Raw genomic sequence first — 12,907 nt, forward strand, 5'->3', positions numbered from 1 at the left:
TTGACGCCATGGCACTCACGTGCGTGAAGGTGTTCTAGACCGCCGGGGAGCAGCCCGTCAAATCCTATGCGAATGCGGCGGGAAAATGGCCGTCTGATGACATGCGGCCCTCTTGAACCGGTCGGTGTTCTGGATCATGTAACGGCGCATGGAGCGGATATCCTTCACAGAAACCGATGGCTTCACATCCGGCAACGGCATGGCGTCCGGGCCGGCGCGGTCCGGCAATGGTGCCGTTTTGCCGGGAATCGAGGCGGAAAGCCATGAGCGCCTGCCGGGCCGGATTGATTCGGGGGTGATCGTGATCTGTGATCACGCCAGCAATGCCATTCCCCCCGAATATGCCGACCTGGGTCTGCCGCCGAGCGAATTGATGCGGCACATCGCCTGGGATATCGGCGCGGCCGGCGTGGCCCGCCTGCTGGCGGAGGCGCTTTCGGCGCCGGCGGTGCTGTCGCGTTTCTCCCGCCTGCTCATCGATCCCAACCGGGGCGAGGATGATCCGACCCTGATCATGCGCATCTCGGACGGATCGGTGATTCCCGGCAATGCGCATCTTGATGCCGCAGAACGGCAAAGGCGGCTTGAACGATTCTATCGCCCCTATGACAAGGCCATCGCGCAGACGATCGACGCCTTTCTCGCCGCCGGAACGCGGCCGGCACTGGTCTCGGTGCATTCGTTCACGCCGGTCTGGCGGGGCGTGCCGCGGCCGTGGCATGCGGCGGTCCTCTATGATCCGCGCGATCCCGGTTTCTCGCAGGCGGTGCGGGATGCCTTGATCAGGCAAAATCCCGATCTGCTCATTGGCGACAACGAACCCTATCGCGGCGGTCTGGCGGGCGATACCATGGACCGGCATGGCTTTTCCCGCAGGCTGCCGCATGTGCTCATCGAGCTCAGGCAGGATCTGGTGACCGGCGAAGAAGGGCAGCGCCTTTGGGCACGGCGGCTTGCCAGGGCCGTGCGCGAAGCTCTTGACGGCATAGGTGAGCCCGACGCAAACACGGGCTGAACTGCGCGCGGCGATTCGCAATTTCCGCGCGCGGAGGGACACTCTCAAACAGGCTCCGGAATGGGGGATTGAGAAAACGCCATGAACACAACGCCTTCGTTCGCTCAGGAACAGCTGCGCAGCATCGTTGAACGCATCGAGCGCCTCGAGGAAGAGAAAAAGGCGATCGCGGAGGACATCAAGGAAGTCTATGCCGAGGCCAAGGCCATGGGCTTCGATACCAAGATCCTGCGCAAGGTCATCAGCCTGCGCAAGAAAGATCCGCACGAACGCGAAGAGGAAGAGGCCCTGCTCGCCACCTATCTGCACGCCCTTGGCATGGCGCCGGAGCCGGAGGCCTGAAACGGCGGGTGAAGCCTGCGTTCCTGCGATTGAGATTGCTGCTGATGCAAAGACTGTTTTTGCCTGAAACGGTTGAGCGTTGCAAAAGGCGTGCAGGTGGCGCTCATGAATCGCCTTCCCGTGCGAGGTGGGCGCAGAGGGCGCGGATGATGTCGTTGACGATAACCTTGTGCGGCACGTTGCGGCTTTCCACGGTGATGTCGGCCTCGGCGTAAACGGGATAGCGCTTTTCCATGAGCTCCTGCATGACGCGGCGCGGATCCGGCGCCTTCAGCAAGGGCCGGCCGGGGCGGCGCGAGACCCGTTCCATGAGAATGTCGAGATCGGCGCGCAGCCAGACGGAAATGCCGGTTTCGCGCACGCGCTGGCGCGTTTTTTCGCTCATCCAGGCGCCGCCGCCGGTGGCGAGCACCTGCGGGCCGTTCTTCAACAGGCGGGCGATGACCCGCTCCTCGCCGGCGCGGAAAAAGGCCTCGCCATCCTCCTCGAAGATTTCCTGAATGGTTTTGCCGGCGGCACGCTCGATTTCCATGTCGGCATCGACAAAGGGAATACCCAGGCGCTTGGCCAGGCGGCGGCCGACGGTGGTCTTGCCGGCGCCCATGAGGCCAACGAGCACAATGGAGCGATCGCCCAGGCGGGCATTGATGCGCTCGATGCAATTCCTTATGCTCTTCGCACCCATGCGCGCCAGGATCCCTTGAGGTTCAACCCGTTTGTTCAGTGCCGGTCGTGATGGTTCTCGTTCGCCGCCGGATTGTTGCGGCGTTCATGTGCGGCCCTTCTAGCGCGCCGGGGCGTATCGGTCAAAAGGCATGAAAACGCGCGTTTTGTCCGTTTCCTTCAACACGGCCAGCAAACGGGGAAAAAGGCCATGCCGGACAGTCTTCGCTTTCTGTTAACGCTGCTCGTGCTTGCTGGACTCGTCTACGCGGCGGGCTGGGCGCTATCCAGTTTTCCGCCCAAGCCCCAGAACGTGGTGCGGGATCTGCCCCATGACCGCTTCGAGAACACGGAACGCTGAAAGCCGGAAGACCACGGCACCATCAAAAGGCGCCGCTGACAGCAGGCGGGCGGCGGCGTGGCTTGAGCGCTTTCTCGACATGCTGAGCGCAGAGCGCAACGCGGCGGAGAACACCCTGGCCGCATATCGCCGTGATCTTGAGGACTATCTGGGATATCTGGCCTCGCGCGGCATGGCGCTTGAAGCAGTGGAACGGGGCGATATCCAGGCCTGGCACGAAGGGCTGGCCGATGCCGGATTTTCACCCGCCACGCAGGCGCGGCGGCTTTCTGCCGTGCGGCAGTTTCATGCCTTTCTCTATGGCGAGGGGTTGCTTTCTCACAATCCGGCGGAGGCGGTGGAAAGCGGGCGTGTGCGACGCAATCTGCCAAAGACGCTTTCCAGGCAGGAGGTGGTGCGGCTGCTTGAACAGGCGCAGGCCGAGATGGCGGTGGCCGAGCAGTCGGGCACGAAGGCGGCGCGGCTGCGCACACGGCGGATGCACACGCTTCTGGCCCTGATCTATGCCAGCGGGCTTCGTGTTTCGGAACTGGTGGGGCTGAAGGCCGGGCAGGTGCATGAGCAGGACGGTTTCCTGCGGGTGCGCGGCAAGGGCGGCAAGGAGCGTATCGTGCCCGTGGCGCCGGCGGTGATGGCGCTTGTGAAGGAATGGAAGGCGCTGCTTGTGCGACAAAGAGGCGGCGTGCCGCTGAATGCGGAGAATTTTCTCTTTCCGTCCCGCGGCGCCAGCGGTCATCTGACCCGGCAGCAGTTCGCCGGCGAGCTGAAGCGGCTGGCTAAGCGGGCCGGTCTGGATGCCCGCCGCATATCGCCCCATGTGCTCAGGCATGCCTTCGCCACGCATCTTCTGGAAGGCGGGGCGGATCTGCGTGCGGTGCAGCTCATGCTGGGCCATGCCGATATCGCCACGACGCAAATCTATACCCATGTGCAGGGGGAAACCCTGCGCCGCACAGTGGAGACTCATCACCCGCTGGCGCGGCGCGGGTGAGGCATGCGCTTTCATGGGATTTGCGGTTGACAGAACGGGGTGCGGCGGCCACTTTCTGGCCGGTTTGCGGAACGGTCAGAAACGGGCGGCCGGGCCGGACGGAAAAGCCCTTTGCTTTTCTTCCGCCCCGATTCCGTCACATCCAGGGGGCAACGGAGACATGCCCTGTGTCGTCCTTGGTCATGCACGGCATGTCTTCCGCAGGAATACGTCATGAAAACCTATCTCGATTTCGAAACGCGCATCGCGGAGCTGGAAGGCAAGATTGCGGAGCTGAAGTCTCTCGCCGCCGAGGGCGAGGAGGATACCGTCTCGCTTGATGAAGACATCGGCCGCCTGGAAGAGAAAGTGGAAAAGGCGCTGGCCGATCTCTACGCCAATCTCGATCCCTGGCAGAAAACGCAGGTTGCCCGGCATCCGGAGCGGCCGCACACGCTGGACTATATCCGGGAGCTGATCACGGATTTCACGCCGCTGGCCGGCGACCGGAAATTTGCCGAGGATCATGCCATCATCGGCGGGCCGGGCCGGTTTCGCGGCGAGCCGGTGATGGTGATCGGACAGGAGAAGGGGCATGACCTCGCCTCCCGCCAGAAGCACAATTTCGGCATGGCGCGGCCGGAAGGCTACAGAAAGGCTGTGCGGCTGATGGACATGGCCGAGCGTTTCAACCTGCCGGTGATCAGCTTCGTGGATACTGCGGGCGCCTATCCGGGCGTGGGCGCGGAGGAACGCGGACAGGCCGAGGCCATCGCGCGCTCCACGGAGCGATGCCTGACGCTGGGGGTGCCGAATGTGGCGCTTATCATCGGCGAGGGTGGCTCGGGCGGCGCCATCGCCATTGCGACCGCCAACCGTGTGCTCATGCTCGAACACGCGATCTATTCAGTGATCTCGCCGGAGGGAGCGGCCTCGATCCTGTGGCGGGATTCGGCCAAGGCACCCGATGCCGCCAAGGCGCTGCGGCTGACGGCGCAGGATCTGAAGGAATTCGGCGTGATCGACGAGATCGTGCCGGAGCCGGTGGGCGGTGCGCACAGGGCGCCACAGGAGACGATCAAGGCGGCGGGCGAGGCGATTGCCCGGGCGCTTGAGCCGCTCATGGACAAGTCACCGGATGAAATCCGCCGTCTGCGCCGGGAGCGTTTTCTCTCCATAGGGCGGAATCTGGGATGACGACGGAAAGCAATCGGGCCAGATCTGGCGCATCGCATCAGGGCAACAACAGCCTCGAAGAGGAACAGCGGCGATGACACTGGGACCCGTGGGACGCGCGATGGAAGAACGGCTGCGCGCCGCCTTGCAGCCGGAGCATCTGGAGATCCTTGATCAGTCCCATCACCACGCCGGGCATGCCGGCGCCCATCCGGAAGGCGAATCACACTTTCATGTGGTGATCGTCTCACAGGCCTTTGCCGGCAAGCCGCTGGTGCAGCGGCACCGCATGGTCAACGAGGCCCTGGGCGATCTTCTGAAAGAGCGCATCCACGCCCTGTCCATCACCGCCAAGGCGCCGGGAGAATAAACGGTTCCGTTCGCCGCCAGGCTGCTTCCTGACCTACGGCATTCACACACAACATAAGGTCACTATCTTTTGCGTCACCCCGGCGAAAGCCGGGGTCTCGGGACCCAAATGCATGAGTCAATGGGCTGAGATACCGGCTTTCGCCCGTATGACGAGGTGGGTATCGTGTTAGAGTGTTTCACAAAACCTTAGTTAACAGTTAACCTATTGAATTTGTTTGGTATTAAGAGATGTGTGAATCCCGTAGGTTGTTGACGTTTTCAGGAGATCATTGCACCGTTGCCGTCAGGCGCTTTTGGCCGCGCATCACTTCGGGGGAATGCCGAAAGCGCCAAAGGGAATGAAGCGCACGGAATCGCCCTCGTTGACGGCGGGCATGTCTTCGGTGAGCTCGATGAGGCCGGTGGCGGCCACCGCCGATGAGATCAGGCCAGAACCGTCTTTCGGAAAACGCCGCACCACCGTTTGACCATCGGCTGTGGTTTCCAGCCAGCCGCGCAGGAATTCGCGCCGGCCCTGCTTGCGCTTCTTCATGGTGAAGCCGGCGGGCAGGACGATGCGTCGCGGCTCCTGCCAGACATGCCCGGCCAGAGTGTTGAGCAGCGGCCAGCCATAAATGAGGAAGGTGACGAACGCGGCCACGGGGTTGCCGGGCAGGCCGAGAAAGACGGTATCGCCAATCTGGCCGAAGCCGATGGGCTTGCCCGGCTTGATCGCGAGTTTCCAGGCATGCAGCTGCCCCATGCGGGCGACGGTTTCCGCCATGTAATCGGCTTCTCCCTGGGAGGCGCCGGCGGAGGTGATGATCACGTCTGCTTCCTCGGCCGCCTTGGCGTAGGCCTGCTCGATGGCGTCCCTTTCATCAGGCAGAACACCAAAATCGATAATGCGCACGCCAAGGCCGGCGAGCGCGCCGCGCAGGATATAGGCATTGGCGTCATAAATGGCGCCTTCGTGCCAGGGTGTGCCGGGGCGGATGATTTCATCGCCGGAGGACATCAGCGCCACGGTGAGCGGCTTGAACACACGCACGCGGGCCTGGCCGGTGGAGGCAATAGCTGCCAGTTCCGGCGCGCGCAGGCGCCAGCCTGCCTGCACCACCGCCTTGCCGCGGGCCTGATCCTCGCCGGCTGGGCGCACGTTGATTCCCTCAGGAATCCCGGCGGGAAAACGGGCCATCTTGGCCGCCTCGTCATATTCGACGTCCTCCTGCATGACACAGGTGTCAGCCCCTTGCGGCATGGGGGCGCCGGTGAAGATGCGGGCAGCCGTGCCGGGCGGCAACGGGCGGGGCACATCGCCTGCAAAAACGGTCATGGAAACGGGAAGGGCTGTTTCGTCATCGGGGCTAAGGTCGGCATGCCGCACGGCGAAACCGTCCATGGCCGCGTTGTCAAAGGCGGGAATGTCTCGTGGCGCGATCACGTCCTCGGCGAGAATACGGCCAAGCGCCTCTTCGAGCGCCACCTCCTCGGTATCAACGACGGGGCGGATGCGCTCTTTGAGCAGGGCCATGGCCTGCGCATGCGGCATGAGCGTGTCAAGGGCGGCGAAACAGTCGTTGGCGAGGCGTCTGGGCTGGCGATTCATGACTTTGGCTCCCCCAGCTGCATGAATTCGACGATGAAGTCGGCGATGGCCTCATAATCATCGCGCAGGAAAACGGGCAGGCGTTCATCCTTTAGCGGGCCGGACGCGGCAATGGCGACGATTTCCGGTTCCTCATCGGCAAGACGGGGATGATCAAGTGCGAGATTGCGCACCTCGATCTTGGGATGCGGCCCGCCCTTGTAGCCTTCCACGATCACGAGGTCACAGGGGCTCATGCGCACGAGCATCTCCTCCAGGCCGGGCGCGTCCTCGTTTGGCGGATTTTCATGGATGATGGCCCAGCGGTTGCGGGCAACGACGGCGACTTCACGCGCCCCCGCCTTGCGGTGACGAAAGGAATCGCGGCCCTCGTGATCGATATCGAAGCTGTGATGGGCGTGCTTGACCGTGGAGACGCAATAGCCGCGGGCGGAAAGAGCGCGCACGAGACCTTCCACCAGAGTGGTCTTGCCGGCGTTCTTGAACCCGGCGACACCGATAACCTTGCGTCCGCAGATCGTCTTGCGCATGGGCGGGATGTCTCTTTCCTTCTTCCGCACTCACAGGCTTGCGAAGGTTATCCTGCGCCTTCAGCGGCAAGGCAAGAGGCTTTCCGTTGCATGCTCTTGACCTGACGCAGGCAGGCGGGCACACCCGGCAGGACGAAAGCATTCCGGCGATTCGCGCCTGGGGCCATGACGAGAGAAGAAAGACGCTGCATCCTGATCACGGGCTGTTCCTCCGGCATCGGCCGGACATGTGCGCTGGGCATGATGGCGCGGGGCTGGCGCGTGTTTGCCACGGCACGGCGGGAAGAGGACATCGAGGCCCTCAAGGATATGGGGCTGGATGCGCTCTATCTCGATTATGACGAGCCGGAATCCATCGCCGCCTGTGTTTCCGACGTTTTACGGTTGAGCGGCGGGCGGCTGGATGCGCTGTTCAACAACGGTGCCTATGGTCAGCCCGGAGCGGTGGAGGATCTCTCAAGAGAGGTGCTGCGCCGGCAATTCGAGACCAATGTTTTCGGCTGGCACGATCTGACCCGGCAGGTGATCCCCGTAATGCGGGCACAGGGGCATGGCCGCATCGTGAACAATTCATCGGTGCTCGGGCTTGTGGCGATGAAGTGGCGCGGCGCCTACAATGCCTCGAAATTCGCCATCGAGGGGCTGACCGATACCCTGCGGCTGGAGCTGCGCGGCAGTGGCATTTTCGTCTCCCTGATCGAGCCGGGGCCCATTTTCTCGAAGTTCACCGAGACGGCACTGCGGCATTTCCGGGAGAATATCGACATCGAGCATTCTTACTGGCGCACCTATTACAAGAAGCGCATGCAAACGCTGAAAGGCGAGGGGCGGCCCAATCCCTTCAAGCTGCCGCCGGAGGCGGTGTTGAAGAAGCTTGTGCACGCCGTGGAAAGCCCGCGGCCAAAACCGCGCTATTACGTAACGGTGCCGACCCACGTCATGGCGATGCTGAAGCGCCTTCTGCCCACGCGCTGGCTGGATGCACTCCTGGATCGGGCATCGGACCGGACCTGACCGGACCGGATCCCTCCTGTCCTGCCTTCAATCATTCGCAAGGCATATCCGGCGTTCAGCGCCTTGGAGAGGATTGTTCTGACCCATTCATCCTCCGGGCTGCTCAGCTGCCGGGAGAATCAGTGGCCTCATTGCCGGAATCTTCGCTTTTGGTCGCTGTTTTGCGGGTTCTGCGGGTGGTCGTGGTGCGTGTGCGGCGTGTGCGCCGGCGCTTGGTGGTGGTCTTTTCCGCCGCTTCATCCTTGGCTTCCGCTTCCGCTGAAGAGGCTTGCGTTTCTGCGGCGGAAGCTTCATCGCCAGCCCCATCGCCGGCCTCGGTCTCGGCGGCAGGTTCCGGCTCGGATTCAGCGGGCAGGGCGGGGGTGATGAGGAAGCTCGGCTGCGGGCCTTCCCAGGCGCTGTCGATGCCGTTACCGGGATCGGCCGCAACCGGACCCGTCTCCTCAGTCGCGAGCATGTCCGCAGAGTCTGTTGATGCGAGAACGAAGGTCATCTCGCCAGCGCCGCCATTGCCATTGGCCGGATCGGCGGAAGCGGCGGCAGGAGCAGCCTCGGCGGTAAGGTCCACGGTGGCTTCCGGCATGGCGCCATCACCGTTCATGGTGACGGATGCGTCCTCGACGGAAGCGGCAAGAGCGGGATCAACCGGCTGTTCAACCGGCTGCTCGGCAGGCGTTTCCTCCACCGGGGCCGGCGCGGGGTCTGCCGCCGGACGGCTGCGGCCATTGCCACGCATGCGCTGTTCCCGCGCCTCCTGCTGCTGTTGGCGGCGCTGCTGGATCTGCTCCTGGGCGGCGGCGATGATGCGCAGATAATGTTCGGCATGCTGGAAATAGCTTTCCGCCTTGATGGTGTCGCCGCCGGAGAGCGCATCGCGGCCCAGCTGCATGTACTTTTCCGCAATGTGCTGGGCGGTGCCGCGCACCTTCACGTCCGGCCCGTTGCTTTCATAGACGCGGTTGATGGGATTGGGCTGGCGCCGGTTGCGGGCGCGGGCATTGCGCTTGTGCTGTGGCTGTCTCATCGGTGCTTCGGTTCTTCCAACCTTGAAAACGAGTCTGGTTCTTCTCTTGCCTGCCGGATCGAAAGCCATGGCATGCACACGCCCGTCACCTCTTCCTGCACTTGGGCGGATGAGGGGCAGGGGCTGGCTTTCGATGGTTCTGTCGCGTTGCTGTTCGTGTGTCGGCCTTTTGACTGACTATCCGGAAACGCCCGTTATTGTTCCAGTCTCTCCATGCAAACCGCTGGAGACGAGTGGCCTCCTGTCACGTTCATGTGGCCGCGTGTTTCGTGTAGCGGCCTTATCCTTTGCCGGTGCGCCGCTCACCGGCTGCTTGCGTCATGGGCGAATGATACGCGATTTCGCCCCCCGCAACAATTCTGCGTTCCATGCGGATCGAATCTCTTTTACCGCGCTGATGTTCATTTTCCAAGCCATTTGTCAAGGAATCTGTCCACTTCCTTACTCATTGGTCAATCGCGCAAGGCAGATGACGCGGGGGATGCCGGCATAATCGGCGTGTACGGCCGGCAGGCGCGGGTGTTCCTTCAGCCCGGCCCGCTCAAGGATGGCACGCCCGGCGCGTTCCTGTCCGATACCGATTTCCACGATGAGAAAACCGCCCGGCGCAAGATGGGACGCGGCCGCCGTGAGCGCATGATAGGCACGCAGGCCGCCCGGGCCGCCATCCAGGGCGATGCGGGGATCATAATGGCGTACTTCCGGCATGAGCGTATCGAGCTCTTCCTGAGCGATATAGGGCGGATTGGAGACGATGAGGGAGAAGTGCTCATCCGGCTTCAGGGCGGAGAGCCAGTCACTGCGGCGGCAGATTAAGCGGCCGGCCACGCCATGGCGGCAGGCATTGCGCATGGTGACGGCAAGGGCGGCTTCTGAAATGTCGAGAGCAAGCCCTTTTGCTCTTTGCAGTTCGGCGAGAAGGGAGACGATGATGGCGCCCGAACCGGCACCGATATCGAGAATGCGCGGCGCTTCACGCAAGGGTTCGGGCAGAAGGGCATGGGCCGCTAAAGCGGTCTCGACGAGATGCTCGGTTTCCGGGCGGGGATCAAGCACGGCGGGCGTGATTAGAAAGGGGCGGCCAAAAAAGTGACGGGTGCCGAGGATGCGCGAGACAGGTTCGTGCCGGGCGCGGCGGCTGAGATGGGTGGCGAATTGACGCCATTCAGCCTGGCTTATGGGCACATCGCCCTCGGCGATGAGGGCGGCGTGGGAAATGTCGAGAACATCCAGGAGCAGAAGGCGGGCATCGCGCACCGCTTCGTCGAAAGTCAGGCCAAGGGTCTCCTGCAGCCGGCGGGCGGCGGCATGAAGGGCCTGCTGGCGGGGCATGCCGGGGATGAGGCCTGCCTGCTCGGCAAAGCCTTGGGGAGAATTGGAGCGATGGATCATGTTTCGCCAGAGATTTTCGCACCTTCCTCCTGGGCGGCGAGGCGGGCGGCCTGATCCTCGGCGATGAGAGCGTCAATGATTTCATCCAGCGCTTCACCGGCAAGGACTTCGTCGAGCTTGTAAAGGGTGAGGTTGATGCGGTGGTCGGTGACGCGCCCCTGTGGGAAATTGTAGGTGCGAATGCGTTCGGAGCGATCACCGGAGCCGATCTGGCCGCGGCGGGCGGCGGCGCGCTCTTCCATCTGGCGGCGGCGTTCGCGCTCGAAAAGGCGGGCGCGGAGAATCTGCATGGCCTTGGCGCGGTTCTTGTGCTGGCTGCGTTCATCCTGCTGGGTGACGACGATGCCCGTGGGCAAGTGCGTGATGCGCACGGCGGAATCGGTGGTGTTCACATGCTGGCCGCCTGCGCCGGAGGCGCGGAAAACGTCGATGCGCAAATCCTTCTCGTCAATGCGGATGTCCACATCCTCCGCCTCGGGCAAAACGGCAACGGTGGCGGCGGAAGTGTGAATGCGGCCGCCGGCCTCGGTTTCAGGCACGCGCTGAACCCGGTGCACGCCGGATTCGAATTTCAGACGGGAATAGACGGCAGGCCCCTTGATGGCGGCGATGATCTCCTTGTAACCGCCGCGATCGGATTCGGACGCGGAGAGCACATCCACCGTCCAGCCCTTGGCGGCGGCATAGCGCTGATACATGCGGAAGAGATCGGCGGCGAACAGCGCGGCCTCCTCGCCGCCGGTGCCGGCGCGCACTTCAAGAATGACATTGCGCTCATCGGCCTTGTCCCTGGGTAGAAGCTCCAGCTTGAGCCTGTGTTCAAGGGTTTCTATGTGCCTTTCCACCTCGGCAAGCTCGCTGCGGGCCATTTCGGCCATTTCCGGATCGGCGAGAAGCTCCTCAAGGTCGGCCTTTTCCTGCAAGGCGGCGCGCAAGTCCCGCGCTATGGTCACAACGGGCTGCAGCTCGGCATATTCACGGGACAAGCGCACGTATTCCTCGCCCGTTGGCCCCTGAGCCAGGGCCTGTTCCACGGCATCAAAGCGGGCCAGGATACGGTCGATCTTCTCGGAGTGGGCGATGGACATCGCCGCCGTTGCCTCCTTGCCGGATCATGCATGCATCATCGCCGTCATGGCGGGAAAATCACGCTTCGGTGGTGAGACAGGCGGGCGGGAAAGTCAAGAGCCCCGCGCCGGACGGGCGCGGGGCGGTTTCAGGCGTTTCGTTTTTGATCGGGCACTCAGTTTTTCAGGCGCTCCTTGATGAGCTTGCCGAATTCGGCGGCAACGATGGGGCCGCCTTCGGGCTTGAGCGGGCCCAAGGCCTTGCCGTCGGCGATGAGCTCAAGGGCGGCGCCGTTGCCCGTAGTCAGGAGCAGGGTGTCGGGATCGACCGTGCGCGGCAGCGTATAGGTCGCGCCGGGGATCATGGTGCCACGATAGAGCGAGCGGCCGCGCTTGTCCTCCAGCTGCACCCAGATCTCGGCACGGCTGCGCAGGGTGATGCTGTGCGCAGGCGCGGCAGCAGGGGCAGCTGTGGAGACCCTGGTTTTCTCATGGGCTTTGACGGCCTTTCCCGAATTGGAAGCGGCAGCTGGTTCAGCTTTCTGCCTTGTTTGTTCTATCGCGCCGTGGCCTGCGGCTTCGGTGGCGAGGTCAGGAACTGTGCGGGCGATGAGAGCGGCGATGGCATCGGGCTGTGAAGGCGCGGTGTTCTGGCCCTCCGCGCTGGCCGCGGCTGCGGGTGTATCTTCCCCGGCGACCTTTTCCGCGAGAGCGGAAATGGAGCCGACGATGCGCGGATCGGCGGCCTGATTTGCGGGCATGCCCTGATCGGCCGAAGCCGTTTTTCCTGACGTTTCCGCTTCCGCGGTGATTTCCGTCCAGCCCTCGCCGGGCTCATCGGAGCCGGGCAGGAAGGCCCAGACCAGCCCGCCAAAGACGAGCACGACGGCAAGCACGGAGGCGACAATACCGCCGGCACCGGATGAGACGTCGCTCAATCGTTTCAGAAGCGGAAAGGCGATGATGCGCGCTGAAGAGAGCAGGCCATTCTTTTCGGCCTTCGGCAACAGCGCGGCATAGCGGCGCACGAGCGGCTGCGGATCGTAGCCGAGATAGGCCGCGTATTTGCCAATCATGTCCAGCGTGGTGGCACGATCGGGCAAGCGATCCAGCGCGCCGGCCTCGATGGCGTCGATATGATTGGGGTGAATGCCGGTCTCCTGCCCGGCGCGCTCCAGCGAGATGCCGCGCAGCTCACGCTCGCGCTGGAGATACCAGCCAATCTCGCCGGCAGGATCCTTGGATCCGTCCGGTTTGGGGCGAAAACTGGCGCGCGGCGCCGGCGCATGAGGATGATCGTACATGGCGAGGTGTCCGTGACGCTCACAACCATGGCACAGACTTTTTCTGTGCCAACTTTCCGTTTCATGCCTGCGCTCATGGTAAACGGGAA

The 12,907-nt window shown here is 63.3% G+C and carries 14 protein-coding genes; 7 read left to right on the plus strand and 7 right to left on the minus strand.

The window, feature by feature from the left end:
- The first annotated feature begins 148 nt into the window (after positions 1-148).
- Together EK16_RS06600 and EK16_RS06605 are read left to right on the plus strand one after the other, a co-directional pair.
- Positions 149-1,015, plus strand: coding sequence for an N-formylglutamate amidohydrolase (locus EK16_RS06600; protein WP_231573627.1), 867 nt, complete (start codon positions 149-151; stop codon positions 1,013-1,015).
- 81 nt (positions 1,016-1,096) lie between these two features.
- Positions 1,097-1,357 (plus strand): DUF2312 domain-containing protein, encoded by a 261-nt coding sequence (locus EK16_RS06605; protein ID WP_038035423.1) that lies wholly within the window; start codon positions 1,097-1,099, stop codon positions 1,355-1,357.
- 103 nt (positions 1,358-1,460) lie between these two features.
- On the opposite strand, the gene EK16_RS06610 is transcribed toward EK16_RS06605, so the two are convergent.
- Positions 1,461-2,042 (minus strand): shikimate kinase, encoded by a 582-nt coding sequence (locus tag EK16_RS06610; RefSeq protein WP_038035424.1) that lies wholly within the window; start codon positions 2,040-2,042, stop codon positions 1,461-1,463.
- 189 nt (positions 2,043-2,231) lie between these two features.
- On the opposite strand from EK16_RS06610, the gene EK16_RS12245 reads away from it, so the two are divergent.
- The 4 genes from EK16_RS12245 to EK16_RS06625 all read left to right on the plus strand — a co-directional run bounded on the left by EK16_RS12245 (position 2,232) and on the right by EK16_RS06625 (position 4,897).
- Entirely contained in the window at positions 2,232-2,381 is a 150-nt protein-coding gene (locus EK16_RS12245; RefSeq protein WP_156098510.1) for a histidine kinase, read from the plus strand.
- A complete protein-coding gene (locus EK16_RS06615) occupies positions 2,353-3,372 on the plus strand; it encodes a site-specific tyrosine recombinase XerD (RefSeq protein ID WP_081910328.1) in 1,020 nt (339 codons plus the stop codon). The genes EK16_RS12245 and EK16_RS06615 overlap by 29 nt, the downstream gene beginning before the upstream one ends.
- A 213-nt stretch (positions 3,373-3,585) precedes the next feature.
- Complete coding sequence (locus tag EK16_RS06620; protein WP_038035426.1) at positions 3,586-4,548, plus strand: acetyl-CoA carboxylase carboxyltransferase subunit alpha; 963 nt, start codon at positions 3,586-3,588, stop codon at positions 4,546-4,548.
- A gap of 73 nt (positions 4,549-4,621) precedes the next feature.
- A complete protein-coding gene (locus tag EK16_RS06625) occupies positions 4,622-4,897 on the plus strand; it encodes a BolA family protein (protein ID WP_038035428.1) in 276 nt (91 codons plus the stop codon).
- A 306-nt stretch (positions 4,898-5,203) separates the two neighbouring features.
- On the opposite strand, the gene glp is transcribed toward EK16_RS06625, so the two are convergent.
- Together glp and mobB are read right to left on the minus strand one after the other, a co-directional pair.
- Complete coding sequence (glp, locus tag EK16_RS06630; RefSeq protein WP_038035430.1) at positions 5,204-6,487, minus strand: molybdopterin molybdotransferase MoeA; 1,284 nt, start codon at positions 6,485-6,487, stop codon at positions 5,204-5,206.
- Complete coding sequence (mobB, locus tag EK16_RS06635; RefSeq protein WP_038036176.1) at positions 6,484-7,017, minus strand: molybdopterin-guanine dinucleotide biosynthesis protein B; 534 nt, start codon at positions 7,015-7,017, stop codon at positions 6,484-6,486. The genes glp and mobB overlap by 4 nt, the downstream gene beginning before the upstream one ends.
- Before the next feature lie 165 nt (positions 7,018-7,182).
- Here mobB and EK16_RS06640 point away from each other — a divergent pair, with 165 nt between their 5' ends.
- A complete protein-coding gene (locus tag EK16_RS06640) occupies positions 7,183-8,031 on the plus strand; it encodes an SDR family oxidoreductase (RefSeq protein ID WP_038035431.1) in 849 nt (282 codons plus the stop codon).
- A gap of 103 nt (positions 8,032-8,134) precedes the next feature.
- On the opposite strand, the gene EK16_RS12650 is transcribed toward EK16_RS06640, so the two are convergent.
- From EK16_RS12650 to EK16_RS06660, 4 genes are all read right to left on the minus strand, one after another.
- Positions 8,135-9,055: a DUF4167 domain-containing protein gene (locus tag EK16_RS12650; RefSeq protein ID WP_051929027.1), complete on the minus strand. Its 921-nt coding sequence runs from the start codon at positions 9,053-9,055 to the stop codon at positions 8,135-8,137.
- Between the two features lie 441 nt (positions 9,056-9,496).
- On the minus strand, positions 9,497-10,387 hold the full coding sequence (prmC, locus tag EK16_RS06650) for a peptide chain release factor N(5)-glutamine methyltransferase (protein WP_038036179.1): 891 nt from the start codon (positions 10,385-10,387) through the stop codon (positions 9,497-9,499).
- A gap of 56 nt (positions 10,388-10,443) precedes the next feature.
- Positions 10,444-11,535, minus strand: a complete 1,092-nt coding sequence (gene prfA / locus EK16_RS06655) for a peptide chain release factor 1 (protein WP_051929029.1) — start codon at positions 11,533-11,535, stop codon at positions 10,444-10,446.
- 155 nt (positions 11,536-11,690) lie between these two features.
- Complete coding sequence (locus EK16_RS06660; RefSeq protein ID WP_038035433.1) at positions 11,691-12,818, minus strand: helix-turn-helix domain-containing protein; 1,128 nt, start codon at positions 12,816-12,818, stop codon at positions 11,691-11,693.
- Positions 12,819-12,907 lie beyond the last annotated feature (89 nt).

The sequence above is a fragment of the Thermopetrobacter sp. TC1 genome, assembly GCF_000746275.1.
Lineage (GTDB): Bacteria > Pseudomonadota > Alphaproteobacteria > Rhizobiales > Aestuariivirgaceae > Thermopetrobacter.

Excerpts from the sequence above, each read along its gene's own strand:
- EK16_RS06600 (WP_231573627.1), top strand. The coding sequence starts at position 149 with ATGGAGCGGATATCCTTCACAGAAACCGATGGCTTCACATCCGGCAAC.
- EK16_RS06605 (WP_038035423.1), top strand. The coding sequence starts at position 1,097 with ATGAACACAACGCCTTCGTTCGCTCAGGAACAGCTGCGCAGCATCGTT.
- EK16_RS06610 (WP_038035424.1), bottom strand. The coding sequence starts at position 2,042 with ATGGGTGCGAAGAGCATAAGGAATTGCATCGAGCGCATCAATGCCCGC.
- EK16_RS12245 (WP_156098510.1), top strand. The coding sequence starts at position 2,232 with ATGCCGGACAGTCTTCGCTTTCTGTTAACGCTGCTCGTGCTTGCTGGA.
- EK16_RS06615 (WP_081910328.1), top strand. The coding sequence starts at position 2,353 with ATGACCGCTTCGAGAACACGGAACGCTGAAAGCCGGAAGACCACGGCA.
- EK16_RS06620 (WP_038035426.1), top strand. The coding sequence starts at position 3,586 with ATGAAAACCTATCTCGATTTCGAAACGCGCATCGCGGAGCTGGAAGGC.
- EK16_RS06625 (WP_038035428.1), top strand. The coding sequence starts at position 4,622 with ATGACACTGGGACCCGTGGGACGCGCGATGGAAGAACGGCTGCGCGCC.
- glp (WP_038035430.1), bottom strand. The coding sequence starts at position 6,487 with ATGAATCGCCAGCCCAGACGCCTCGCCAACGACTGTTTCGCCGCCCTT.
- mobB (WP_038036176.1), bottom strand. The coding sequence starts at position 7,017 with ATGCGCAAGACGATCTGCGGACGCAAGGTTATCGGTGTCGCCGGGTTC.
- EK16_RS06640 (WP_038035431.1), top strand. The coding sequence starts at position 7,183 with ATGACGAGAGAAGAAAGACGCTGCATCCTGATCACGGGCTGTTCCTCC.
- EK16_RS12650 (WP_051929027.1), bottom strand. The coding sequence starts at position 9,055 with ATGAGACAGCCACAGCACAAGCGCAATGCCCGCGCCCGCAACCGGCGC.
- prmC (WP_038036179.1), bottom strand. The coding sequence starts at position 10,387 with ATGCCCCGCCAGCAGGCCCTTCATGCCGCCGCCCGCCGGCTGCAGGAG.
- prfA (WP_051929029.1), bottom strand. The coding sequence starts at position 11,535 with ATGTCCATCGCCCACTCCGAGAAGATCGACCGTATCCTGGCCCGCTTT.
- EK16_RS06660 (WP_038035433.1), bottom strand. The coding sequence starts at position 12,818 with ATGTACGATCATCCTCATGCGCCGGCGCCGCGCGCCAGTTTTCGCCCC.